The organism is Streptomyces sp. NPDC034111 (assembly GCF_055575375.1).
The window spans coordinates 98,464-122,471 of sequence record NZ_JBVIST010000006.1 but is presented as its reverse complement, the minus strand read 5'-3'; the positions used below and the strand labels follow the sequence as shown (position 1 = coordinate 122,471).

Sequence of the window (24,008 nt, the reverse complement as noted above, 5' to 3'; positions counted from 1 at the left end):
GGTCCGTCCGCCCACCGGGGCCGGCGGACTCGACTTCCCATGGACCCGGTGCCGTGCCGGGTCCATGGGGAGTCGAGCCGTCTTCCACGCGCTCCCGGCACGTTGGGGCGCCACAACGTCTCCCAGTGGAGGAGTGCCCCATGCCAGCACCAGACATCCGGCCCGTGCGGCCGTCGAGACTCCCCTCACTGACCGGACTGCGGTTCGTCGCCGCTCTCCTGGTCCTGCTCTCCCACGCAGGCGGCTTCCTTCTCTTCCGCAGCGCGGGTGCCGGCAAGGAATACGCGCCCTACCTGTTCGACGCGGGCAACAAGGGGGTGTCGTTCTTCTTCATCCTCAGCGGCTTCGTACTGACCTGGGTCCACCGGCAGGACGACACCAAGCGGCTCTTCTGGCGCCGCCGCCTGGTCAAGGTCTATCCGAACCATCTCGTCACCCTCGCCGCCACAGTGGGGCTGATGACCTGGACGGGCATCGCGGTGACCGTCTCGAACACCGTGCCCTCGCTGTTCCTGGTACAGAGCTGGGTTCCCCGGTTCGACGTCATCCAGGGGCCCGGAGTCAACACCCCCAGTTGGTCGCTGGCCTGCGAGATGCTCTTCTACGCCGTCTTCCCCTGGATGATCGCGCTGCTCGGCCGCATCCGCGCGGCACGCCTGTGGGCGTGGGTGGGCGGGGTGGCCCTCGCGATCGCGGCGGTGCCGCTCGTCGCCCAGCTGCTTCCGGACCAGCCGCGGATGCAGTTCGACCCCATCCCGTGGTGGGACTACTGGTTCGTCTACTACTTCCCCGCGGCCCGGCTGCTGGAGTTCGTGCTCGGCATCCTGATGGCGCGTGTCGTGCTCAGCGGGCGCTGGCCCGGCCTGCGGACCGGCCCGGCCTTCCTGCTGACCGCCGTGTCCTTCGTGGTGGCAGCCCAACTGCCGGGCGAGTTCGGCCGGGTGGCCCCGACGGCGCTCCCGCTCGCGCTGCTCATCGCCGCTGTGGTCACCGCGGACACGGAGGGCCGGCGCACCCCCTTCGGGAGCCGGGTGATGGTGTGGCTGGGCGAAGTCTCCTACGCCTTCTACATCGTGCACTTCCTCGTCGTCAGCTACGGGCCGATCGGTACCGCCTACCCGGAGTTCTGGGGCAAGGTGTGGACCCTGCCCGAGGTGCTGCGCGACACCGCCGTCACCTTCGCCCTCACGCTGCTCCTCGCCTGGCTGCTGCACACCCTGGTGGAGCGCCCCGCCATGCGCCGCTGGAGCCGCCCCGCGGCGCAGGAGGGCAGCGTGCGCCAGGAGACCGGGGGCACGGCGGCACCGGCCGCCACGGCGTAGCCGTCCAGCCGGAGACCGCGTTGTCCAGCCGGGCTCCACCCGGGATTCAGGGGCTGTTCCTAACGTCGGGCCGACGAGACAAGTCGCCTTGCTGGAGGGGAACTTCAGATGGACCCGGCACCCACCCCATTCCTTATCGACATACCCGAGGCGGACCTCACCGACCTCCGGCAGCGGCTCGCCAGGACCCGCTGGCCGGAGGCGGAGACGGTCTCCGACTGGTCCCAGGGCGTGCCCCTGGACTACGTCCGGGAGCTGTGCGCGTACTGGGCGGACGGCTACAACTGGCGCGTCACCGAGGCCCGGCTGAACATGCTCCAGCAGTTCCGCACCGAGATCGACGGGCTGGGCATCCACTACCTGCACGTCCGCTCGCCGAACCCCGGGGCCATGCCGCTGCTGCTCACCCACGGCTGGCCGGGCTCGGTGGCCGAATTCCTCGACATCATCGGCCCGTTGACCGATCCCGAGGATCCGGCCAACGCCTTCCACGTCGTCTGCCCCTCGCTGCCCGGATACGGGTTCAGCGACAAGCCCACCGAAACCGGCTGGGGCGTCGAGCGCATCGCCGCCGCCTGGGCCGAGCTGATGCGGCGGCTCGGCTACGAGCGGTACGCGGCCCACGGCGTGGACTGGGGATCGTTCATCACCGCCGCCATGGGAGAGGCCGACACGGGCGCGCTCGCGGGCATCCATGTGGCCATGCCGTTCGCCCGGCCCCCGCAGGAGCAGGTCGAACTCGACGAACGGGACCTGGCGGGGCTCGCCGCGATGAAGGAGTTCCAGCAGCAGGAGGGCGGATACTCGGTCATCCAGACCACCCGCCCGCAGACCCTCGGCTACGGGCTCACCGACTCCCCGGCGGGCCAACTGGCCTGGATGGCCGAGAAGTACTGGGCCTGGAGTGACCACGACGGTGACCTGGAAAAGGTCATCCCGCGCGACCGGCTGCTGGACGCCGTGACGGTGTCCTGGTTCGCCGGCACGGCCGCCTCCTCGGCCCGCATCTACTGGGAGAGCCAGAACAAGCTCGCGCTCGCCCCCGTCGGCGTACCCGCCGCGATCGCCAATTACCCCAAGGACGGGCGGATGCCGCGCCCCTGGATCGAGCGCCGCTTCACCGATCTGCGGGACTGGAAGGACCACGAGCGCGGCGGCCACTTCCCGGCCCTTGAGCAGCCCGACTCCCTGGTCCGCGACCTCCGTGCGTTCTTCCGCACGGTGCGCTGACCCACTCGCTTCTAGGAAGGACGCACCGTGACCACTTCTGCCGTCGAGCCCGAGGCCCTGGACGGAGTCAAGACGTTTCCGTACGCCCGCAAGTGCCCGTTCTCCACGCCGCCCGAGTACGACGAGATGATCCGGCAGGACGTCTCGCAGGTCACCCTGGACGGCTCCGGGCTGCGCATCTGGACGATCACCGGCTACGACACCATCAAGCAGCTGCTGACCGATCCGCGCGTGAGCGCATCGCGCAAGCACGCCAACTTCCCCTTCTACTTCGTGGCCCCGCCGGAGTACCGCACCGAGACGTCGTTCATCGGCTACGACGGCAAGGAGCACGCCACGACGCGCCGCAAGGCCGCCCTCACCTTCACGGCCCGGCAGGTGAAGCGGCTGCGCCCGCGCATTGAGGAGATCGTCGACGAACACATCGACAAGCTCCTGGCGAGCGAGGAGAAGCCGGTCGACTTCCACCGGGTGTTCGCCCTCGCCGTGCCGATGACCGTCATCTGCGAACTGCTGGGCATCCCGCAGGACCGGCACGACTTCTTCATCAAGCACGGCACGGCCCTGCTCGGCGGCCACAGCACCCCCGAGGAGCGGCAGGCGGCCATCGTCGAGGTCAACGCCTATGTCGACGACCTCATCCAGCTCAAGAAGCGCGAGCCGGGCGAGGATCTGCTCAGCCGCGCGATGGCCGACTACGAGGCGTCGGGCGAGCCCTACACCGACCGCGATCTGTTCAACATGGTGCGGCTGCTGATGAACGGCGGTCACGAGACCACCGCCAGCCAGATCTCGCTCGGCACCGCGGCCCTGCTGGAGAACCCGGACCAGCTGGAGCTGCTGCGCCACGACCCGGAGCTGGTCAAGCCGGCCGTCGAGGAACTCGTCCGGCTCGCCACCATCGGCGACACCGCCGTGCCGCGCGTGGCGCTTGAGGACATCGAGCTCGGCGGCCAGCTCATCCGCAAGGGCGACGGCATCCTCTGCCTGGGCCTGGCCGCCAACCGCGACCCGGAGGTCTTCCCCGAGCCCGAGAAGCTCGACATCACCCGTGGCAGCCGTAAGCACCTGGGCTTCGGCCACGGCGTGCACCACTGCATCGGGGCGGATCTCGCCCGCCTGGAGCTGGAGATCGTCTGGAGCAAGCTCTTCCAGCGCATCCCCACCCTCCGCCTCGCCAAGCCCTTCCTGCAGATCCCGCGCAAGGAAGGCGCGGTCATCTACGGGCTGTGGGAGCTGCCGGTCACCTGGTGACGGCGGTGGCACCAAGGCGCCGGCCGCGCTCCCGAAAGGGGAGCGCGGCCGGCGCCTTCGTCCTGCGCTGCGTCCGTGTCAGCGCGGATCCGCCGGGATGTCGGGCCGCAGCACGGTGCCCGGGCAGCTCACCCGGGGCGGGGGCAGCTCACCGTCCACGAGGTAGCCGTTGACATAGCCGTCCACCTGCGCGTTGCCGGCGAGGGCGTAGACCTCGTGGTCGCCGGAGTCGGCGACGGTGACGAGGTGGTGACCGAGCCGCTCGGCCATGGCGACGCCGCCCGTGTAGTGGTCCATCGGGTCGCCGTCCGCCTGGACAACCAGGCCCACCGGGTAGCCGTCGCGCTCGATGAGCACCGGCGGCTCGGGAGCGGTGAAGGTGCGGAAGGCGCCCACCCAGGGCTGGGCCCGCAGCACGCCATAGCCGTACGGGAAGCGCTTCCTGAACTCCCGCATGTCCTGGTAGTAGGTCTCCAGGTCAGCAGGCCACTCGTGCTCCAGGGTGATGGCCTCCAGGACGCCGATGCGCAGATCGCCCTCGCTGTCGGCGGGCCGCCAGGTGCCCTGCTCGGCCAGCAGCTCGCGGGACCGTGCCAGGTCCGCGGTGCGCAGTTCGGCCACGAGCTCACCAAGTTCGGCCCACTGGGAGCGGTGGGTGGCGCGGTTGCCCACCGCCCCGTCGAACAGGGTGCGCAGCTCGCGGCTGCCGTGGACGGTCTCCAGACGGGCGACGGCTTCCTCGACGGCGGAGAGCACCTGAGCGGGGGTGGCGCCGAGACCGAAGTGGCCATGGCGCTCGCCGGTCCACCGGGCCCACTGGTCGACATTGCGCTGCACCGCGTCGCCCTGCCACAGGAACTGCTCGCGCCAGGTCCAGTCCGGGTTGACGCACGAGTCGAGGACGCTGCGGTCCAGGTGCGCGGGGAACAGGGAGCCGTAGACCGCCCCGACGTACGCGCCGTAGGCGTAGCCCACGAAGGACAGCCGTTCCTCACCGAGCGCACCGCGGATGACATCCATGTCGCGCGCGGTGTTGCGGGTGCTGATGTGCGCACGCAGTTCACCGCCCGCACGCATGCAGGCGAGTTCGCGCAGCCGCATGTCCTCCGCGAGCGCCGCGAAGTCCGCGTCGTCCGGGCGGGAGTCGAACGGCACCTTGGGGACGGTGACTTCGGCGTGCAGCGGGGTGGAGGCACCGGTGCCGCGAGGATCAAAACCGATCAGGTCGTACACCTCGTGCACCGGAGTGCCGGTGAAGGCATCGGTCAGGTGCCGCCCCTTGCCCCAGTCGCCGCCGGGGCCGCCGTTGACGGCGAGGAGAACGCCGCGCCGGCGCCGGGGGTCGGTGGCCCGGCGCCGGCTGAGGGCGATGGTCAGCCGCGGCCCTTCGGGGTCCGCGTAGTCGCGTGGGACCTCGATGGTCGCGTGTTCCCGTGGGTGCTGGGCGGCTTCGCCCCGGTGGGCTTCGGTCGTGGCCGCCGTCCACCGCACCTGCTGCGTGTAGAACGCGCGCAGGGCGTCGGGGGGCGCTGTCACGGTCCGCTTTGATGCCACTGCAAACCTCCGTTCAGATGGGAGGTCAGCGTCTCCCCGTCGCCTTGAGAGGCCCTGGAACCTGTCCGGACCGCCTTCGAGAGCATCTCCAGCCGCCCCCCAGCACCGCTTGCCACTGTGCTGGCGAACCGCCCTGTAGGGCCGGCCGTCAGTCCCCGAGGAGAACGCCATGGCCAAGATAACTTTCCAGCATCCCGACGGCACCGAGACCGTCGTCGACGTCCAGGCGCCCAACACGGTCATGCGCGGTGCCAAGATGCACAACATCGCGGGCATCGAGGCGCAGTGCGGCGGCTCCGCCCAGTGCGGCACCTGCCATGTCTACGTCGACGAGAACTGCACTGTGCCGCTGCCCGAGATGGACGACGTCGAGGACGATGTGCTGTACGGCACGGCGAGCCCGCGCCGCGACACCAGCCGCCTCAGCTGCCAGCTTCCGGTCACCGACGCGCTCGACGGCCTGATGGTGCACCTTCCGGAGACCCAGTCCTGATGGCCGTCAGCCCGATCACTCCTGCCACCCCCGTCTCCCCGGTCCTGATCATCGGCGCGGGCCAGGCCGGCTCGGACACCGCGGCCGCGCTGCGCGCCCGCGGCTTCACCGGCCGTATCACCCTCGTCGACGCCGAGACCGCACTCCCCTACCAGCGCCCGCCGCTGTCCAAGGACTACCTCGCCGGTGCCCGCAGCGCCGAGGACATCGAACTGCGCCCCGCCTACTTCTACGGCGGCCAGGACATCAGCCTGATCAGCGGCGACCCGGCAGTGGCCGTCGACCGCGGCCGCCGCGAGGTCACCCTGGAGTCCGGACGGCGCCTGTCCTACGGACACCTGGTGCTGGCCCTCGGCGCCCGCCCGCGTGAACTGCCGGTGCCGGGCGGCACCCTGGACGGAGTGCTCACCCTGCGCTCCCTCGCCGACGCCGACCGGCTGCGGCACGCCCTCGCCACCGTAGGCCGTCTGGTGGTGGTGGGCGGGGGTTTCATCGGTCTCGAACTGGCCGCCACCGCACGCAAGTTGGGCATCGAAGCCATCGTCGTCGAGGCGGGTCCCCGTGCCATGGGCCGCGCGGTCAGCGCCGAGGTCTCCCGCCACCTCACCGCCGAGCACCGCGCCCAGGGAGCGCAGGTCCTGCTGTCCCGCGAAGTGACCGCACTGCACGGTGACACCACGGGCCAGGTGCGGACCGTCGAGCTCGACGGCGGCGAGCGCATCCCCGCCGACCTCGTCGTCGTCGGCATCGGCGTGCTGCCCGAGGTCGGGCTCGCGGCCCGCGCGGGCCTCGTCGTCGACGACGGCATCCTCGTCGACGCACTGCTCCGCACCGGCGACCCGGCCGTCTCCGCGATCGGCGACTGTGCCCGGTTCCCCAGCCCGCACACCGGTCGCCCGCTGCGCCTGGAGTCCGTGCAGAACGCCTCCGACCAGGCGCGTTGGGTGGCCGCCGGGATCTGCGGAGAGAGCTCTCCGTACACGGCCGTGCCCTGGTTCTGGTCGGAGCAGTACGCCCTGCGGCTCCAGATCGCCGGCCTCACCGACGGGCACGACCACACGGTCACCGTCGGCGACCCGGCCTCCGGACGCTTCTCCGTCTTCTGCTTCCGCGGCGAACGCCTGCTGGGCACGGAGTCGGTGAACCGCCCCGCCGACCACATGATCACCCGCAGGCTGCTGGCCTCGGGCGGGCCGCTGCCGACGCCGGCGGAGGTGGCGGAGGAGGGATTCGACCTGAAGACCTATCAGCAGCGGTAGAAGGCGGGAAGTCTCCGTACGAAAGCTCGCCCGCGGCTCGGAAGCCGCGGGCGAGCTTGTGCCGGGACCGTCCCGACGTCACTCGCGGGTGCCGGTGTCCTCGACCTGGACCGTGCGGACGAGCTGGCCGTTCGCGTCGTACTGGCGCGAGATACCGGTGCTGGTGAAGGTGTTGCCGTCTTGAACGGCGCTCTGGTTGATGTCCACCCAGCCGAGGTACTTGCCGCTGCTGTCCCGCATCGGCTCCTTCACCTGGAAGGTGAAGCGGTTCTCACCGGTCGGGGTCCAGGTACCGGTTCCGCCGTAGATGAGGTACGCCTTGCCGCTCTGGGTGAACTGGATGCCGCTGTTGTAAGTCTGGCCCTCGAAACGCACTTCAAGCTTCCACTTGCCTACCGGGCTGCTCTGCTTGGCGGCCTCCGCGGCGGCAACCGTGTGCGGCGCAGCGCTCTCCTGAGCCTGGGCGGCCGTCATTCCCACGATGGGCGTCAGGGCCACAGTGGCAACCGCCGCCGCCAGCAGCGCCCGAATCCTCGCCCGCTTGATGCCCCATCGGTTCATGGTGATCCTCCCCCGCGCCTGGCGCGTTTTCTCCGTTGTTTGACGGGAATACAGTGCAGTCATGTACTCGACAGCAGCTTGAGGGCGGATACAGTCCCCGGCCCAGGGCCTCAGACGAACGCGATGTCTCCCCCTGCCGCGCCGCCTCGACCCGTCACGAAGGCGTACAGGACCTCGGCCTCGGCGAGCACCGCCGTCCGATCGCGCTCCGAAAGCGGCAGGAACGGCGTGATGAGCAGCCTGTCGCCGGTCATCTCCCATGTGCCGCGCACAAAGCCGTCGACCAGGAACGTGGGCTTGACGACGGCCATTCCGGGCGCCACCAGCTTGCGGTAGGCGTCGTCGATCACCCGCCGCCGGTCGGCATGGCCCAGGAGGATGTTGTCGAAGGCGGGCAGGAAACGGACGGGTAGCGGAACGTCCGCGTCGGCGAGCGGCGCATCGGGCAGGTCGTACAGGTCTTTGCCCGCGTCGTCCCGGTAGACCCGCAGCCGCGGCCGCATTCCCTCGACCACCTCGCGGAGCCGGGTCAGCCCGGACCATGCCTGGATGTCCATGACCCCGGCCGGACCGAACGCCGCCAGATAGCGCAGCACCATGGTCTCGACGCTCGGTGACTCCACGAGCGGTCGGCCGATCCACTCGTCGGCGAGCACGCACGGGATCGAGCCGCCACGGCTGCCCCAGGCACCGCTGGGCGGCGGGTGCAGCAGGGAGATCAGGAAGTGCGCGGAACCTGCCAGGGCGCTGCCCTTGCGCCCGGGGAAGCGCTCCGCGAGCAGCCGGCCGAGCTGCGGCCGGGTGAGCGTCCTGCCCGCCATCTCCTCACGCGCGGCCCGGGCCAGGTCGGCGAGGTCGAGACCGGCGATCTCCTTGCCGAAGCCCTGCCGCGGTGAGCGGTCCAGCACGTGCTGGACCAGGGGGCGCAGCCAGAGGAAGTCGTCCGCGGCCAGCAGGTGCTGGGTGGTCCGCACCACGGCGCCGCGCACCACGCTGCGGTCCTCCAGCAGCGCGGTCAGCTGGTCATGCCGGAAGTCCGCCAGCCGGGCCCACAGGCCGATGTAGGGGGCGTCGGCTTCCTGACCTTGCACGGCGACCAGGTGCTGGACGAGTTCGAGGGCAGGCCGGGCGGAGCGGCTCATCAGCCACTGCCGTTGCAGCAGCGTCCGGTTGAGGGTGAGCGTGGAGAGTACGGGCATGCCGTCCATCCTTCCCGAAGCCCCCTCAAGGGCCGCTTGAGGCCGGACGACCGCCGCTCCGGTGCGCCACGAGCACGATCCGGGACGATGGGCGGCCGTTCCCCGCCCCCGCAGCAAGGAGACCGCCATGCAGGACGAGACTCCCGTCGGCACATGGACCGCGCAGGTGGAGCGCCCGTCCGGGACGGCGACGAGCGGTTTCCGTTTCACGGCGGACGGCCGGGCGCTGCTCTTCGACGGGGGCGTGGGCGGCGGCACATGGACCCCCACCGGTCCGGAGTCGTTCGTCTACCGCATCGCGGAGCCGGCCTTCGACGCGTGCGGCGAGTATGCGGGCTGGGTGGACATCGAGCAGTCGGCGGTCCTCGACGGGGTCTTCTTCACCAGCGCCGGCACGACGGTGGTGTACGACGCCGACGACCGTCGCAGGTACACGGCCCAGGTGACCGTACGGGCACGGCGGTGTCCCTGAGGACTCCACCGTGCCCGCGGTTTCGCAATACCCCTGCGCGATCTAGAACTTGACGGCCACGTTGCCCTTGTACGCGCCCTTCAGCAGCGAGATGAGCGTGTCGGGGGCCGCCTGGAGGCCGCCCTCGACGGTGGTGTGCGGAAAGACGAACTTGTCCTCCGCCACCCACTGCGCGAAGTGCTCCGTCCACGCCCAGATCTGCTCGGGGAGGTGGTAGCAGGCGAAGGGCCGCAGCTCAAGGTGCTTGGTGATGGCGGTCATCAGGTCGAACTTCGGGTGGTCACCGTTGCCGTTCTGCGCGGAGAGCGCACCGCACAGGGCGAACCGGGCGTGCGGCGCGGCCACTTCGACGGCGGCCTCGAACTGCTCGCCACCGACGTTGTCGAAGAAGACGTTGATACCTTCGGGCGCGAGCTCGCGCAGCCGGTCGGCGACCGGTCCGTCGTGGTAGTCGAACGCGGCATCGAACCCGAGCTCGTTGACGAGGTAGTCCACCTTCGCCTTGCTGCCGGCGCTGCCGATCACCTTCGCCGCACCACGGCACTTGGCGATCTGTCCGGCCAGCGAACCCACGCCGCCCGCCGCACCCGAGACGAACACGACATCGCCCTCGCCTGCCTTGGCGATGTCGGCCATGCCGTAATACGCCGTGGGGCCCTGGCTCAGGTAGTACACCGGGCTCGGGAACAGGGTGGGGTCGAGCTTGAAGTAGGTGTTCGCCGGTCCCCAGGAGTACTCGCTCCAGCCGGCCATCGACTGCACCACGTCACCGACGGCCAGTTCGGGGCTGCTGGACTTCACGACGGTGCCCAGCGCACCGCCGCCGAGCCGCTGACCGACCTGGAAGGGCGGCACCGGCAGCTGACAGTCCGTCCGCATGAGGTCCTGGTACGCGGCGGCCAACGGCAGGTAGTCCGTACGGACGAGCACCTCGCCCTCGCCCGGCTCCGGCAGCTCGACCTCGACGACGTCGAAGTGGTCAAGCGTCAGATCGCCCTCAAGATGCTTTGCCAGCCGTACTTCCCGGGCCGTCTTCGGGGTCTGCGGAACCACACCAGCGCTCATAACTCTCCTTCATATGCGTTCGCCTCGGCGAGAACAATCAACTAGACGAGTAAGTCCGAAGTCCCGTCGTCCGGCCGTAGGCCGGGCGGGGAGGCGCCAGGTGCGCGCACCTGGCGCCTCCCCGCAGGCGGGACTTCGGACTTACTCGTCTAGTGACTACCGGCCCGTGCTCGGGACAGACTCGCGTCGCGGTGGAGCTGCCTGTCACGGGTTTCCGGCCGGGCTCCAGGGACGCTGGAGCCGGATGCCACAGCGTGGCCAAGAACCGCGCGCACGCGCGGAGCCGTGCGTCCCCAGAGGAGATCACCATGCGGATCCTGTTCACCGTGTGGCCCATGCCCGCCCATCTGTATCCGGTCGTTCCGCTCGCCTGGGCCCTGCAGGGGGCCGGGCACGAGGTGCGCGTCGCCTCCCACCCGGCCCTGACGAAGACCATCACCGCCGCAGGACTCACCGCGGTGGAGATCGGCACCGAGCAGACCATGCCCCCGCTGTCATCGGTGGGCGACTTCATGCTCGGCGACGAGCAGCGCGACCGGCTCGCCCGGGCGCTGGGCATTCTGCCTGCCGAGCGTGAGACATGGACCATGTTCAGCCATTACACGCTGGCTTCGATCGGCATCTTTCACACGGTCCAGGACGCCCCCATGGACACGGTTCCCAGTGTGGACGCCCTGGTCGGCCTCGCCCGTGACTGGCGGCCCGACCTGGTGCTGTGGGACCAATGGCCGGCCGCCGCGGTGGCGGCGCGCGTCGCCGGCGCGGCACACGCCCGCTTGCTGTGGGGCCCCGACTACTGCGGCTGGGCCCGGAACCGCCACCAGGAACGCGGCGGAGCGGCGGGTACCGGTGTGCCCGATCCGCTGGAGGAGCTGGTGCGCCCGGTCGCCGAGCGGTACGGCCTGGAGACGGACGACGAACTGCTGCTCGGCCAGTGGACCGTCGACCCGACGCCTGAGGCCCTGCGTCTGCCCACCCGCACCCGGGTGGTCCCGGTGCGGCGGGTGCCCTACACCGGCGCGGAGGTCGTCCCCGCATGGCTGCACCGGCGTCCCCGGAAGCCACGGGTGGCGCTCTCGCTCGGCGTCTCGGGGCGGATGTTCCACAACGACGCAGCCCTGGTGCGCGACATGCTGGAGATGGTGGCCGGCCTGGACATCGAGGTGGTGGCCACCCTCGACGGCCGGCAGCTCGCCGGGCAGACGGTGCCGGACAACGTCCGTACGGTCGACTTTCTGCCGCTCAACCACCTGTTGCCGACCTGTTCCGCGATCGTCCACCACGGCGGCGGCGGGACGCTCACGGCGGCGGCGGCCCAGCAGGTACCCCAGCTGGTCCTGGAGAAGGAAGGGGTGGAGGCCGGTGCGTACGCCTCGTATCTCGCCCGCCATGGCGCGGGCCTGAGCCTGGACCACAAGGAACAGACGGTGGAGGAGATGCGCGAGCGGCTCGCGCGGGTCCTGCGGGATCCCTCCTTCCGCTCCGGCGCCGAGTCCATGTACCAGGACTGGCTGGCCATGCCGAGTCCGAACGACATCGTGCCCACCCTGGAGAAGCTCACCGCGCTGCACCGCCGTTGACCCGGCTCGCAGGCCGGGCACGCGCGACAGCCCCTGTACCGGAAAGTGGTCTTCCGGCACAGGGGCCGTCGTGTGCACGGCCCGCACGGCTCAGCCGCGGGCCCGGACGAACTCCCTGACCGAGGCGATGACGTAGTCGAGCATCTCGTCGGTCAGCCCCGGGTAGACGCCGACCCAGAAGGTGCCCTCGGTGACGATGTCGCTGTTGGTGAGGTCTCCGACCACCCGGATCGGCTGGTCGGCGTACGCCGGGTGCCGCGTCAGGTTCCCCGCGAACAGCCGCCGGGTGCCGATCCTGCGGTCCTCCAGGAAGGACACCAGCTCGCCGGCTCTGAAGGGAGCGCCCGGGTCCACCGTGAGCACGAAACCGAACCAGCTCGGATCGCTCCGCGGCGTCGCCTCGGGGAGCAGCAGGTGCGGTGTCCCCTCCAGGCCCTCGCGCAGCCGCCTCCAGTTGCGCCGTCGTGCCTCGACGAAGCGGTCCATCTTCTCCAGCTGGGTCAGGCCGAGCGCGGCCTGTAGGTCGGTCGTCTTGAGGTTGTAGCCGACGTGCGAGTAGATGTACTTGTGGTCGTAGCCGTCGGGCAGCGTGCCCATGCGGTAGCTGAAGCGCTTGAGGCAGGTGTCGCTCACCCCCGGCTCGCACCAGCAGTCACGGCCCCAGTCGCGCAGCGACTCCACGATCCGGGCCAGCGCCAGGTTCGAGGTCAGGACGCAGCCTCCCTCGCCCATGGTGAGATGGTGCGCGGGGTAGAAGCTGACGGTGGTCAGGTCTCCGAAGGTGCCGGTGAGCCTGCCGTCGTAGACGGCCCCCACGGCGTCGCAGTTGTCCTCGATGAGGAACAGGCCGTGTTCCTCGGCGAGTTCGGCGATCTCGGCGACCTCGAAGGGGTTGCCCAGGGTGTGCGCGATGATGATGGCCCGGGTGCGCGGCCCGATCGCCTGCGCCACCCGCTCGGCAGTGGTGTTGTACGTGCCCAGCTCGATGTCGACGAAGACCGGGACCAGGCCGTTCTGCAGGATGGGGTTGACCGTGGTGGGGAAGCCCGCCGCCACGGTGATCACCTCGTCCCCGGGGCGCAGTCTGCGGTCCTCCAGCAGCGGTGAGGTCAGCGCGGAGACGGCCAGCAGATTCGCGGACGAGCCGGAGTTCACCAGGTGCGCCTTGCGCCGCTTGAGCTTACGGGCGAAGGCCGACTCGAACTGCCGGGAGCTGCGCCCCGCGGCGATGCGCATGTCGAGCGCGGCCTCCACCAGCGCCACCCGGTCGTCCTCCTCCAGCACGGCCCCCGACGGCCAGATCTCCGTGACCCCGGGGACAAAGCCGCCATCCGGCTGGACGTCCTGGTGGTACTTGCGCACCTCGTCGAGGACCAGCATCCTGTGCACGCTCATGTCCGTATCCCTTCCTGAAGTTCGTATGCGTGAGGTCGTGACGCTTCGAGCAGGTCCCGCAGTGAGATGTGCAGCTCCCTGCGCGGCCGCCAATTCAGCAGCCGGTGTGCCTTGGAGATGTCCAACTGCTGCCACGCGATGCCCGACGGGGCCGCGCTCTCGTCCTCTTCGACGGGCACGGGAAGGCCGCTCAGCCCGACCATGCGGTGAATGAGCCGGCGTGCGGTGACTCCCTCACCGCGGCCGATGTTGACGATCTGGCCGGCAAGCCCGTTGTTCGGAGCGAGGCCGGCGGCGACCACCGCGTCCGCCACGTCACGCGCGTCGACGAAATCCCGGTGCGCACCGAGCGATCCGAAGCGCAGTGGCCGCGAAACGCCGCCCCCGGCAACCGTCACGGCGGCCTCGGCAAGGTGGTCGGCGACGGTCCGCAGCAAGCTGCCCGGTGGGGTTCCGGGACCTGTCGCGTTGGCGACGCGCAGCACCACCGCGTCGATTCCGGTGGTCCGCGCCGCGTCCACGACGGCCCGTGTCCCCTGGAGCTTGGTGCGCCCGTAGGGCGTGCGGGGGGCGGTCGGGTGATCCTCGGCGGTCGGGATGCCGACCACGCCGGACCCGTACTCGTGGACGCTGCCGAGGTGGATCAGGCGCACCGGGTGTGCCGTGGCGGCAAGGGCTGCCAGCAGCCGGTCGACGAGCCGGGCGTTGCCCTGGGCCATGTCGGCCTCGGTCGCCTGCCACGCCCGGCCCGCCGCGTTGACCACAAGGTGCGGGCGGTGCTCCGCAAGCAGCGCGGCCAGGGCGGTGCCGCCGCCGTCGGTGGTGAGGTCGACGGCCGGGACGCTGTTCCGGGAGACCGGCAGAACGGAGACGCCGGCGGCCTCCAGGGCCGCGCCGATGTGGCGGCCGAGGAAGCCGGCGCCGCCCAGAACGACGGCTCTCATACCGCCACCTGCCCGTCGGTGCCCGGCTTCCACCACTCGGTGTGGTTCCGGTACCAGTCGACGGTGTCGGCCAGCCCCTGCTCGAAGGGGATCTGCGGGACGTAGCCCAACTCCTCACGGATCTTGCTCCCGTCGAGGGAGTACCGCAGGTCGTGACCCTGGCGGTCGGCGGCCCACTGGATACGGGACGCATCGGCCCCGAGCAGCTCCAGCAGACGCTCGGTGATCTGGAGGTTCGTCCGCTCGTTGCCTCCGCCGACGTTGTAGACCTCCCCGGCCCGGCCACGGGTGAGGACCGCGTGGACGGCCCGGCAGTGGTCGTCCACGTGCAGCCACTCGCGGACATTGCGCCCGTCGCCGTACAGCGGCACCCGCTCGCCCGCCAGCAGCAGGCTGACGAAGCGCGGAATGAGCTTCTCAGGGTGCTGGTAGGGCCCGTAGTTGTTGCAGCAGCGGGTGATCGACAGATCGAGGCCGTATGTGCGGTGGTAGGCGCGCGCGATCAGATCGGAGGCCGCCTTGGACGCGGCGTACGGGCTGTTGGGAGCGAGCGGCCAGTCCTCGGTCCACGCGCCCTCGGCGATCGAGCCGTACACCTCGTCGGTGGAGACATGCACGAACCGCGCGATGCCGGTGCGCCGACAGGCTTCCAGCAGGGTCTGGGTGCCCGCGACGTTGGTGCGGACGAAGTCGCCGGCCGCGTGGATGGACCGGTCGACGTGCGACTCCGCCGCGAAGTGCACGACCGCGTCATGTCCGGGCAGCAGCTGGAGGAGGAGCGGCAGGTCGCCGATGTCGCCGCGGACGAAGTCCAGGCGCGGATGCGCCGTGGGGAGTTTGTCCCGGTTGCCCGCGTAGGTGAGCGTGTCGAGGACGGTGACGCGGGCGTGACCGTACGGTGCGTAGGCACCCGAGAGCAGCGACCGGACGTAGTGCGAGCCGATGAATCCGGCCCCGCCGGTGACCAGGATCCTCATACCGTCGCCCGGGCTCGGACGGGTGCCTGCTCACCGGGGGCGCCGGTCCACCGGGCGAGCAGACCGGCGGCCGCGGCCTGGGCCACGGTGGGCGCCGCGGCGTCCCGCGCCGAGATCAGCGGCTCGCGGCAGCCCCAGGGCAGGGCCAGCTCCGGGTCCAGGGGGTTCACCTCGATCTGGGTGCCCGGAACGTACAGGCTGGACACGGCGTAGGAGATACAGGTGTCGTCGGCGAGAGCGAGGAAGCCGTGGCCGACACCTGCCGGTACATACACCGACTGCCCCGACGCGGCGTCCAGTTCGACGACCTGATGACGGCCGAAGGCCGGCGATCCCACGCGCAGGTCCACGATGATGTCGCGCAGTGCTCCGCGCACACAGGTCACGTACTTGGCCTGCCCCGGCGGGACGGCCACGCTGTGGATTCCGCGCAGGGTGTCGCGCCGGGACACGGAGTAGTTGATCTGCTGGGGCACGAAGGAATACCCCAGTACGCGCTGGAGTACGTCGGCGCGCATGGCTTCGTAGAAGTTTCCGCGTTCGTCCGGAATACGGTCCGGGGTGACGACATACGCCCCGGGAATCGCCGTCTCGGAAATGCGCACGGACTCGTCCTCATTCCTCTTCATGGGTTCGCAGGGGCCGCCGTCGCCGTCCGGTCAGGCGCCCCAGACCACCGGGAGACTGGAGAGCGTGTGGTTGATCTCGCCGTGGTGCCAGGGCAGTTCCTCCTTGGGCACGGCGAGCCGAAGGTCCGGGAAGCGGCGGATCAGGCCGTCGAGTGCGATCTCCATCTCCATCCGGCCCAGGTGCTTGCCCAGGCAGTAGTGGATTCCGTGACCGAAGGAGATGTGGGGGTTGCGCTCACGGGACAGGTCGAGCCGGTCGGCGTCCGGGAAGACGCTCTCGTCCCGGTTGGCGGAGGCGAGGGAGAGCAGCACGGCGTCGCCCTTGGGGATCGTCACTCCGCCGACCTCGATGTCCTCGGCGGCGATGCGCGGGAAACCGGAGGTGTCGGTGGCGAACAGATTGACGTGCCGGAGGAGTTCCTCGACCGCGCGGGGGATCCTGCTGCGGTCCTCCACCAGCCACTGCCACTGGTCACGGTGGTCGGCGATCAGCGCCAGCACGGAGTTGGCCAGCTGGTTGGCCGTGGTGTCGAAGCCGGCACCGATCAGGGTGAAGCCGAAGGTCACCAGCTCCTGTTCGCTGAGCCGGTCGTCGTTGTCCCGTGCCGCGATCAGCTCGGAGAGCATGTCGTCGCCGGGGTTGGCGCGCTTGTCCGCGATGAGGCCGACGATGTACTCGCTGAGCTTCGCCAGGCCGTTCAGCGACTCCTCGCCCCCGGCCCGGTCGTCGACCGTCGCGAACGCCCGGGCCCACTTCTCGAACGCCCGCAGGTCCTGCGACGGCACCCCGAGCAGTTCGCCGATGACCGTCAGCGGCAGCGGTACCGCCAGCTGCTCCACCAGGTCGACCGGCCCGTCCTGGGCCTGTATGGCGTCGAGCAGCTCATCGGCGACCGTCTGCACCTCGGCGCGCATGCGCTCGACACGGCGCAGGGTGAACGCGCCGGCCACCAGCTTGCGAAGCCTGGAGTGCTCGGGCGAGTCCAGCGAAATGATCATTTCCGGAGTGGTGTGCATCGTCCCGCCGATGCGCGGTGCGTCCGGCCCGCAGGCCAGCGCCCGGCTCAGCCGTGGATCGGCCGACAGCCCGCGCACGTCCTCGTACCGGGTGACCAGCCAGGCGTCCACACCGCCGGCCGTGGGCACGTGCTTCACCGGGCATCCGGAACGCAGCTGCGCGTACTGGGGTGCGGGCCCCTGGTAGCTCGACCCGCTGAGGGGAAAGACGTCGGTCTCGGTCTCGGGGGCGACAGTCACGATGGCTCCTCCGCGTGCATTCCTGGGTGGGGCCGGGCCGCCCATTGCCGCCCGCCCGACCGCGCTGGGGCTGCCACACGCGGTCACGCCGCACCGTAGGCAGGCACGCTGGAGGCCCGGTCGCCTGCTCCTCGTGGCACGTCGGGGCGGGAGCCCGGCACGCGGAAAGGGCACCCCATACGGGGTGCCCCTTCTCATACGGCCCGCCTTCAGGACGGGTTGTGAATCTTGTCGGCCCAAGCGGGCGAGTCATGGGTGACGACCCGGGAGCGCAGATACAGCTCCCCGTCGCGGCGCACCAGGACGTCCTCGACCGTGGTCGTGGGCTCGAAGCTCACCTTGCCCTTGGCGTCCGTCATGGTGACGACCGCCTGGTAGCGGACGTTGAGGTCGCCGCCGTCGAGCTCGGTGATGCGCAGCCGGTCGAACCAGTACCGGTAGACCAGCCCGTCGTAGTAGGCGACGTTGTTCTCCCGCGCCTCGCGGGCGGAGACCTCCCCGACGAGCGGCTTGTCCGGGTCGCCGCGGCGCTCCGACATCTCCTTCAGGAGCGTCTCGCGGCCCTCCAGCTTCCAGCCGCCGGGACGGTGCTCGATCGAGCCGTCCTCGGTCATCGTCTCCAGGAACTCCGCCAGCCTGCGCTCCTCCAGGAGTGGCATCTGCAAGGCGTAGAACTGCTGGACCTCCACGTACAGTTCCGCACCGACCCGCTGTCCGGGTCCCCGCAGCACCTGAGTCATTTCTGCTCCTTTTCGATCTGTCTGCGTACGTGTCCGGGGGCTGTGTCCGGATCCGGCCCTCAGTCCTCGGCCGGCCCCAGCAGCACCGCCGCGTAGTTCCTGCGGGCCGCCGTGTCGTACTGGAGGGCGACATGGCTGGTGGCGGAGGTGATGTCGCGCCAGAACCGCTGGAGCGGCCGGGTCTCGCCCAGACCGCCGGTGCCGGCGGCGCGGACGAGGAGGTCGACGGCCTCGCGTGCGAGTTCGGCGGCGAACGTGGCGTTGCGCTCGTTGCGCGCCATGAGTTCGGGGGTGAAGTGCCTGCCGTCGAGAACCTCGGCGTTCTGCTCGACGAGGTACCGAGCGGCGTCGATCCGGCCGGAGGCGCGTACCAGCAGCAGCTCGTTCGTCTGACTGCGCCGGCGGCCGGTCAGCGAGGCCGTGCACGCCTCCAGCGCGCCGGCCGCGGCACCGACGACGGGGGCGATGAAGGTGAGTCCGCCGACCGCCTGGAACGGCACGTTGTGCGCGGCGACAGCGGAGACGGCATTGTCGCCGGTGAGCATGTCCGTACGGTCGAAGGAGAGGTGAGCGGGCACGAACTGCCCGTCGACCAGCACCGTATGGCTGCTGGTGGCGCGCATGCCGATGCTGTCCCAGCTCTCACGGACGGTGTACGCGCCGCGCGGCAGGGCGAAGAAGCGCAGCCGGGGAGGTCCTTCACCGCTCGCGCCGGGGACGGCCACGGCGGCGCAGACCAGCGCCCAGTCGGCGAAGTCGATGCCGCTCACATAGGCCCACTCGCCGCTGAGCCGCCATCCGCCCGCCACCTCGACGGCCCGCCCCGCGGGCATCAGGGCGGTGGCGACCACGGCGTCCGGGCCGTCACCCCAGATCGCTTCGTGTCCCGCCGCGGGCAGGTGGGAGGCGAACCGGGCCGAGTAGGCGCTCAGCGAAGCGCACCAGGCGGCGGCCGCACACCCCGCGCCGACCTGGACGACGGCCCGGGTCAGCTCGGCGAACGAGCCCTCTGTACCGCCCCATCGGGTGGCCACGAAATGCCGGGCGAAGCCGGCTTCGCGGACGGCGTCGACCACTTCCGGGGCCAGGGCACGGGTGCGGTCGGAGTTCTCCGCGTGCTCGGCGGCGAGGAGGCGGACCTTCTCGGCGTCGAACAGACCTGTTCCTGCGCCCATCACAGGTCCTTCGCCGTTTCGATGGCGCGGGCGAAGCGCTCCAGCGTCTCCCCCGGGCTCGGCCCGTCCAGCGCCTTGAAGATCCGGGAGGCGCCCTCGCCGTGCTTGTGCAGCTTCACATGCGCGAGCTCGACCTTGGTGCGGTGCTCGTCGACCGGAGTGATCTCGACCTCGATCTCGCTGGCGCGCTCGTCGTCGGTGATGGACTGCCAGTAACCGTCGATGCGCCAGGTCATCACGAGGCGGTGGCCCGGCTGCCACTCCAGGATCTTGCCCCAGGTCATCTCGGTGCCCTCGACGTCCCACTCGTAGTAGCGGCCGCCGACGCCGGGTTCGAAAGCAAGCCCGGCACGCTCCTTCTTGACCAGCACATGGGACGGCGGCCACCAGTCGGCCGGCCGCTCGGTGAAGACCCTGAAGCAGTGCTCGGGCGTGGCCGCCACGGTCACCGACTTCCGTACGTCCGGAATCGTCTGCTCGGGCACGTGCCCTCCTCGCTCGTTCTGCCGGGTGTGACGACGGCACGCTGGCCCGCCGCGCTCAACCCGCCGTGGAGGGTGGCTGGAACGGGCCCTCCAGTACGAGTCCAGATGTCCGCTAGGCCCCGTTGTCACGGTCGTCCGGTCCACGGCCCACGACCGGCCCAGAGATCGGGAGTTCACATGACACAAGCGCCGCGTCGCATCGCCTTCGTCACCGGAGCCACCAGCGGGATCGGCCTGGCCGTGACCGAGCTGCTGGCCCGGCAGGGCCACGCCGTCTTCGGCGTCGCCCGCAGCGAAGAGAACGTGCGCAGCCTGGTCGAGCGGCTGCGCAAGGAGGGGTACGAGGCCGACGGCACGGCGTGTGACGTGTCCTCCACCGAACAGGTGCAGGCAGCCGTCGAGGCGGCGGTCGCGACGTACGGTCGCATCGACATCCTCGTCAACAACGCAGGCCGCAACGGCGGCGGCGAGACCGCGAAGATCGACGATGCGCTGTGGCTCGACGTCATCGACGTGAACCTCAACAGCGTCTTTCGCGTCACCCGCGAAGTGCTGACCACCGGGCGGATGCTGGAGAACGGCTGGGGACGCATCGTGTCTATCGCCTCCACCGGCGGCAAACAGGGCGTGGCGCTGGCCGCCCCCTACTCGGCCTCCAAGCACGGCGTCGTCGGCTTCACCAAGGCGGTGGGCCTGGAGCTGGCCAAGACCGGCATCACGGTCAACGCCGTGTGCCCAGGCTTCGTGGAGACACCGATGGCGCAGCGGGTGCGGCAGGGCCATGCCGAGTACTACGGCGTAACCGAGAAGGACGTCCAGGACAAGTTCGAGGCGCGCATCCCGCTCGGCCGCTATGTCGTCCCCGAGGAGGTCGCCGGTCTTGTCGGCTACCTGGTCTCGGACACCGCCGCTTCCATCACCGCGCAGGCGCTCAACGTGTGCGGCGGCCTGGGCAATTACTGATCCGCCACAGCCGTGAGAGACGGAGCCGCCACCATGACCCGCACAGGCAGCGCACTGCTGACCGCACCCGCCGCCCCGGACGCCCCCGGCGCGGCCGATTTCCGAAAGGCGATGGGCGCTTTCCCCACCGGAGTGACCCTCCTGACCCAGGGCAGCGGGGACGATGCACTCGTGACGACGCTCAACAGCCTGACCTCGGTGTCGCTCGCCCCCCTGCTGCTCCTGGTCTCCGTCACGGCGGACGGCCGGATGCGGCCGCGGGTGACCGAGCGCGGCAGCTTCGCCGTGAACGTCCTCACCGAGGAACAGCGTGAACTGTCCGCGGAGTTCGCCCGGAGGGACCGCCCCGAGGGCCTCGCGGCGATGCGCCGCACCGGGGCCGTCGCCGGGACCACCGGGAACGCCGTGCTCCCCGCGGCGGCCGCCTCCTTCGAATGCGTGCTGCACGCCCAGTACGAGGCGGGCGACCATGTGTTGCTCCTCGGCCGGGTGGTGGCGCTGCGCACCAGCGCGCCCGCCGTCCGGCCCCTCGTCTTCCACGACGGCCGCTACTCTGCCCTGAACCCCCTCGGAGCCACCGCATGACCACTCCCCGCATCGACACCACCGGCCGGCTGACGGAGGTTGCCGAGGGTGTCCACGCCTTCGTGCAGCCCCCGGGCGGCTGGTGCCTCAACAACGCCGGGCTCATCACAGGCACCGACGGCGGGGCCTCGGCCGTGCTGATCGACACGGCCGCCACCGAGTTCCGCGCCCGGCGGCTGCGCGAAGAGGCCGAGCGGGTCGCCCCCGAGGGGCCGGGCTTCGTGGTCAACACTCACTTCCACGGCGACCACGTCTTCGGCAACGGTCAGTTCGCCGGCCGCGCCACGATCGTTGCGCACGAGTCGACCCGTTCGGACACCGCCGAGGCCGGGCAAGGGCTGCGGCAGCTGTGGCCCAACGTGGCCTGGGGCGAGACCCCGGTCGTACTGCCCACGCTGACCTTCCGAGATGCGATCACTCTCCACCCGGCCGGCGGCCCCCGGGCCGACGTGCTGCACGTGGGTCCGGCGCACACTCCCGGCGACGTGATCGCCTGGGTGCCGGAGCGCGGCGTACTGTTCACCGGCGACGTGGTGTGGTCGCAGGTGACGCCCTACGTGCTGATGGGCTCGATCTCGGGCTCGCTGCGCGCCATCGAGCGCATGCGGGCGCTCGGGGCCACCACGGTCGTACCGGGGCACGGGCCGGTCGGCGGGCCCGAGCTGCTCGACGACACCGAGGCCTATCTGCGATGGATCGGGCGGCTCGCCGACGAGGGCATCACCGCAGGTCTCACCCCGCTGGAAATGGCCCGCCGCAGCGACCCGGGCCGGTTCGCGAGCTGGCTCGACAGCGAGCGGCTAGTGGGCAACCTGCACCGCGCCTACGCCGAACTGCGCGGACTTGCGCCCGGCGCCCGCATCGACGTGTTCGGCTCATTCCAGGAGATGGTCGAGTTTCACGGGGGCCTACCGGCCTGCCATGCCTAGCTGCCGGCCCGTGAAGGACGAACAAGAAACCGGGAGTTGATGGACAGGTGACTACGTACGGACAAACCGCCCCGACCGCCGACGACAACGTCCCCGATGTTCCGACGCCGCTCCTGGCGGGCTGTGAGCAGGAGGACGACCCCATGGTGGAACCCCACATCTGCCGCGGCATCGACTGATCACCACACCAATGGGCAATGCGTCCACGGGCGGTATAAGGACCGGTCCTCATACCGCCCGTGGACGCATTACCGCTTCCCGAACCGCTCAAAGGGCTACAGGTGTATCCCGGTGGATGATCCGCGACGCGGTGCGCAGCCGCCCGTCCCGGCGGACCAGAACGTCCTCAACGGTGAAGGTCGGCTCGAAGGCGACCTTGCCCTCGCGGTCGGTGCGGGTGACGAGCGTGTAGTAAGAGACACGAAGCGTATCCGCATCCTGCTCGTCCACGTCGATGATCAGGTGGCCGAACCAGTGCCGCACCGCGATGTCGCGGTAGCGCGGGAGGTTCCTGCGCATACCGGCCACCATCGCCGCGCGGCCCTCAGCTCGCTGCCCGTTTGCGTGCACGACCACACCGTCCTCGGTGAACGTATCCGCGAAGCCCTCGATGTCCAGAGAGTCAACCCGCCGCATCTGCCGCGCGTAGAACGTCTGTACCTCGGCGTAGAGATCCCCCGTGACCTTCGTCTCCATTGCATGAACCGCCTGCGTCACGACATCCTCCAGTGAAGTCCGGCTGCCGCCCCGGACCGGGCAGCGCTCGCACTGCCTCACGCTGCCGTCCGTCGCTCAGGGCTCGCTGGAGGGTGGGACGAGGTGGAGATTCTTATGGCCGTTGTAGCCGACAGGCACGGTTGGCCATGATCGCAACAAGCGCCGCCGATGAGAACACCAGGATGGCCGGGTCGTAGCAGGTGCCGTCGCGCCAGCAGGCCCCCATCACCCGGAGCCAGGCGCGCGCGAGGATGCGGATGGCATGGGGGTGTCGCTTCTTGCGGGCCCGGGCGTCGTTGTAGCTCTTGGCGGCCCAGTCGCTACCTTGCCGCCAGGTCAGTGCTCATCCAGCAGCGCGACGAGCTGGTTGACGGCAGCGACCCTGGCCTCGACATGATCGGCACGTTGCCGGGTGAGGGCCTGCAAGCCGAGGGTGGCCTGCTCGGTGGGCTCCAGCCGGGGCAGCATGTGTCCATCGGTGCGCAGGTAGTCGGCGAGTTTCATACTGTCGCCCGCGTCGGTCTTGGCCTTGGAGGCGCCCCAGCGTGCTCGCATGGCGTGGAAGGCGTTGGGGTGTACCGGCACGATGGGGTGGCCCGCGACGAGCAGCCGGTCGACGGCTAGGCCGCGGGTGGTCTCGATGGCGACAGGCAGATCGGCCGGGGCGCCATACTTGCGCAGCCCGGCCAGGGTCTTGGCGAACCCCTCTTCGGTGTGGGCCAGTTCCCACCGGTCGATGCGCTTGCCGGTGTCATCCATGACCGTCACGTCATGGGTCTCGGTCGCCCAGTCCCATCCGATGAACACGAGGCACGTACTCCACTGCCGTTCCGGGAGCAGCTGCTCGGTGGTGAGGCCGTCTGCCGGGAGCTCATTAATCGGCCCTCTACGAGGCGTGTCCCTGAAGCCGATCAGACGGCCTCGGCCCAGCGGGGCTGGCGTCGCTGATGGAACGGCTCGCAGTCTTGGCCATGCACCCACCGGGACCGAGAGGTCACAACCCTACCGGTGAGGGCTGCAGGAACGATGGTCGTCTAATGAGCGGTCTGGCCTCCCGGCCGACCAGCAGGGGCACGGTCTCAGAGCAGAACTCGAACGGGTTCCGGCGGCGATAGTGCTCACCTGCTGGCGGCTACGGCACCGAGTCTCTCCGACCCGGCAAGTCTGATTAGGCGCGGAAGGGACGTTGCTGGTCATCCTGGTTCCTCGTCCTGTCGAGGTTG

25 protein-coding genes are annotated in these 24,008 nt (G+C 70.2%); 11 read left to right on the top strand and 14 right to left on the bottom strand.

What is annotated here, in order from left to right; genetic code table 11:
• The first annotated feature begins 140 nt into the window (after nt 1–140).
• The 3 genes from ACZ55A_RS17015 to ACZ55A_RS17005 all read left to right on the top strand — a co-directional run bounded on the left by ACZ55A_RS17015 (nt 141) and on the right by ACZ55A_RS17005 (nt 3,806).
• Nucleotides 141–1,322: an acyltransferase family protein gene (locus ACZ55A_RS17015; RefSeq protein WP_468840437.1), complete on the top strand. Its 1,182-nt coding sequence runs from the start codon at nt 141–143 to the stop codon at nt 1,320–1,322.
• Nucleotides 1,323–1,430: 108 nt separating this feature from the next.
• Nucleotides 1,431–2,552, top strand: coding sequence for an epoxide hydrolase family protein (locus ACZ55A_RS17010; protein ID WP_468840435.1), 1,122 nt, complete (start codon nt 1,431–1,433; stop codon nt 2,550–2,552).
• A 27-nt stretch (nt 2,553–2,579) separates the two neighbouring features.
• A complete protein-coding gene (locus tag ACZ55A_RS17005; RefSeq protein WP_468840433.1) occupies nt 2,580–3,806 on the top strand; it encodes a cytochrome P450 in 1,227 nt (408 codons plus the stop codon).
• A gap of 78 nt (nt 3,807–3,884) precedes the next feature.
• On the opposite strand, the gene ACZ55A_RS17000 is transcribed toward ACZ55A_RS17005, so the two are convergent.
• The gene (locus tag ACZ55A_RS17000) at nt 3,885–5,342 is read right to left on the bottom strand and encodes an alpha/beta fold hydrolase (protein WP_468840431.1); all 1,458 of its coding nucleotides are present in this window, start codon (nt 5,340–5,342) and stop codon (nt 3,885–3,887) included.
• 187 nt (nt 5,343–5,529) lie between these two features.
• Between ACZ55A_RS17000 and ACZ55A_RS16995 the strand changes: the two genes are divergently transcribed.
• Together ACZ55A_RS16995 and ACZ55A_RS16990 are read left to right on the top strand one after the other, a co-directional pair.
• Nucleotides 5,530–5,853: a 2Fe-2S iron-sulfur cluster-binding protein gene (locus ACZ55A_RS16995; RefSeq protein ID WP_468840429.1), complete on the top strand. Its 324-nt coding sequence runs from the start codon at nt 5,530–5,532 to the stop codon at nt 5,851–5,853.
• Nucleotides 5,853–7,112, top strand: a complete 1,260-nt coding sequence (locus ACZ55A_RS16990) for an NAD(P)/FAD-dependent oxidoreductase (protein ID WP_468840427.1) — start codon at nt 5,853–5,855, stop codon at nt 7,110–7,112. Before ACZ55A_RS16995 ends, ACZ55A_RS16990 begins: the two co-directional genes overlap by 1 nt.
• 78 nt (nt 7,113–7,190) lie before the next feature.
• On the opposite strand, the gene ACZ55A_RS16985 is transcribed toward ACZ55A_RS16990, so the two are convergent.
• Nucleotides 7,191–7,673 carry a hypothetical protein gene (locus ACZ55A_RS16985; RefSeq protein WP_468840425.1) on the bottom strand — a complete coding sequence of 161 codons (483 nt, stop codon included), beginning with the start codon at nt 7,671–7,673 and terminating at the stop codon, nt 7,191–7,193.
• Between the two features lie 110 nt (nt 7,674–7,783).
• Complete coding sequence (locus ACZ55A_RS16980) at nt 7,784–8,872, bottom strand: winged helix DNA-binding domain-containing protein (RefSeq protein ID WP_468840423.1); 1,089 nt, start codon at nt 8,870–8,872, stop codon at nt 7,784–7,786.
• A 127-nt stretch (nt 8,873–8,999) separates the two neighbouring features.
• Here ACZ55A_RS16980 and ACZ55A_RS16975 point away from each other — a divergent pair, with 127 nt between their 5' ends.
• Entirely contained in the window at nt 9,000–9,344 is a 345-nt protein-coding gene (locus ACZ55A_RS16975; RefSeq protein ID WP_468840421.1) for a hypothetical protein, read from the top strand.
• A 42-nt stretch (nt 9,345–9,386) separates the two neighbouring features.
• Here the strand turns inward: ACZ55A_RS16975 and ACZ55A_RS16970 are convergent, their stop codons facing one another.
• On the bottom strand, nt 9,387–10,409 hold the full coding sequence (locus ACZ55A_RS16970) for a zinc-binding dehydrogenase (RefSeq protein WP_468840419.1): 1,023 nt from the start codon (nt 10,407–10,409) through the stop codon (nt 9,387–9,389).
• Between the two features lie 308 nt (nt 10,410–10,717).
• Here ACZ55A_RS16970 and ACZ55A_RS16965 point away from each other — a divergent pair, with 308 nt between their 5' ends.
• Nucleotides 10,718–11,989 carry an activator-dependent family glycosyltransferase gene (locus ACZ55A_RS16965; RefSeq protein ID WP_468840417.1) on the top strand — a complete coding sequence of 424 codons (1,272 nt, stop codon included), beginning with the start codon at nt 10,718–10,720 and terminating at the stop codon, nt 11,987–11,989.
• Nucleotides 11,990–12,079: 90 nt separating this feature from the next.
• Here ACZ55A_RS16965 and rfbH read toward each other — a convergent pair whose 3' ends face one another.
• The 8 genes from rfbH to ACZ55A_RS16925 all read right to left on the bottom strand — a co-directional run bounded on the left by rfbH (nt 12,080) and on the right by ACZ55A_RS16925 (nt 19,591).
• A complete protein-coding gene (gene rfbH / locus ACZ55A_RS16960) occupies nt 12,080–13,384 on the bottom strand; it encodes a lipopolysaccharide biosynthesis protein RfbH (RefSeq protein WP_468840412.1) in 1,305 nt (434 codons plus the stop codon).
• Nucleotides 13,381–14,328: an NAD-dependent epimerase/dehydratase family protein gene (locus tag ACZ55A_RS16955; RefSeq protein ID WP_468840410.1), complete on the bottom strand. Its 948-nt coding sequence runs from the start codon at nt 14,326–14,328 to the stop codon at nt 13,381–13,383. Before ACZ55A_RS16955 ends, rfbH begins: the two co-directional genes overlap by 4 nt.
• Nucleotides 14,325–15,305: a dTDP-glucose 4,6-dehydratase gene (gene rfbB, locus ACZ55A_RS16950; protein ID WP_468840408.1), complete on the bottom strand. Its 981-nt coding sequence runs from the start codon at nt 15,303–15,305 to the stop codon at nt 14,325–14,327. Before rfbB ends, ACZ55A_RS16955 begins: the two co-directional genes overlap by 4 nt.
• Nucleotides 15,302–15,910 carry a dTDP-4-dehydrorhamnose 3,5-epimerase family protein gene (locus ACZ55A_RS16945; RefSeq protein WP_468840406.1) on the bottom strand — a complete coding sequence of 203 codons (609 nt, stop codon included), beginning with the start codon at nt 15,908–15,910 and terminating at the stop codon, nt 15,302–15,304. The genes rfbB and ACZ55A_RS16945 overlap by 4 nt, the downstream gene beginning before the upstream one ends.
• Nucleotides 15,911–15,964: 54 nt before the next feature.
• Nucleotides 15,965–17,191: a cytochrome P450 gene (locus tag ACZ55A_RS16940; protein WP_468840404.1), complete on the bottom strand. Its 1,227-nt coding sequence runs from the start codon at nt 17,189–17,191 to the stop codon at nt 15,965–15,967.
• A 209-nt stretch (nt 17,192–17,400) separates the two neighbouring features.
• Nucleotides 17,401–17,931 (bottom strand): nuclear transport factor 2 family protein, encoded by a 531-nt coding sequence (locus tag ACZ55A_RS16935; RefSeq protein ID WP_468840402.1) that lies wholly within the window; start codon nt 17,929–17,931, stop codon nt 17,401–17,403.
• Nucleotides 17,932–17,990: 59 nt separating this feature from the next.
• Nucleotides 17,991–19,106, bottom strand: coding sequence for an acyl-CoA dehydrogenase family protein (locus tag ACZ55A_RS16930; protein WP_468840400.1), 1,116 nt, complete (start codon nt 19,104–19,106; stop codon nt 17,991–17,993).
• On the bottom strand, nt 19,106–19,591 hold the full coding sequence (locus ACZ55A_RS16925) for an SRPBCC family protein (protein WP_468840398.1): 486 nt from the start codon (nt 19,589–19,591) through the stop codon (nt 19,106–19,108). Before ACZ55A_RS16925 ends, ACZ55A_RS16930 begins: the two co-directional genes overlap by 1 nt.
• A gap of 177 nt (nt 19,592–19,768) precedes the next feature.
• Between ACZ55A_RS16925 and ACZ55A_RS16920 the strand changes: the two genes are divergently transcribed.
• From ACZ55A_RS16920 to ACZ55A_RS16905, 4 genes are read left to right on the top strand one after another with little or no spacing between them, the layout of a single operon-like run.
• On the top strand, nt 19,769–20,554 hold the full coding sequence (locus tag ACZ55A_RS16920; protein ID WP_468840396.1) for an SDR family NAD(P)-dependent oxidoreductase: 786 nt from the start codon (nt 19,769–19,771) through the stop codon (nt 20,552–20,554).
• A 33-nt stretch (nt 20,555–20,587) separates the two neighbouring features.
• The gene (locus tag ACZ55A_RS16915; RefSeq protein WP_468840394.1) at nt 20,588–21,139 is read left to right on the top strand and encodes a flavin reductase family protein; all 552 of its coding nucleotides are present in this window, start codon (nt 20,588–20,590) and stop codon (nt 21,137–21,139) included.
• Nucleotides 21,136–22,068: an MBL fold metallo-hydrolase gene (locus ACZ55A_RS16910; RefSeq protein WP_468840392.1), complete on the top strand. Its 933-nt coding sequence runs from the start codon at nt 21,136–21,138 to the stop codon at nt 22,066–22,068. Before ACZ55A_RS16915 ends, ACZ55A_RS16910 begins: the two co-directional genes overlap by 4 nt.
• A 47-nt stretch (nt 22,069–22,115) precedes the next feature.
• Complete coding sequence (locus tag ACZ55A_RS16905; protein WP_468840390.1) at nt 22,116–22,247, top strand: hypothetical protein; 132 nt, start codon at nt 22,116–22,118, stop codon at nt 22,245–22,247.
• An 88-nt stretch (nt 22,248–22,335) separates the two neighbouring features.
• Here ACZ55A_RS16905 and ACZ55A_RS16900 read toward each other — a convergent pair whose 3' ends face one another.
• Nucleotides 22,336–22,785, bottom strand: coding sequence for a nuclear transport factor 2 family protein (locus tag ACZ55A_RS16900; RefSeq protein WP_468840388.1), 450 nt, complete (start codon nt 22,783–22,785; stop codon nt 22,336–22,338).
• A gap of 336 nt (nt 22,786–23,121) precedes the next feature.
• Nucleotides 23,122–23,592, bottom strand: a complete 471-nt coding sequence (locus ACZ55A_RS16895; protein ID WP_468840386.1) for an IS110 family transposase — start codon at nt 23,590–23,592, stop codon at nt 23,122–23,124.
• Between the last annotated feature and the right edge of the window lie 416 nt (nt 23,593–24,008).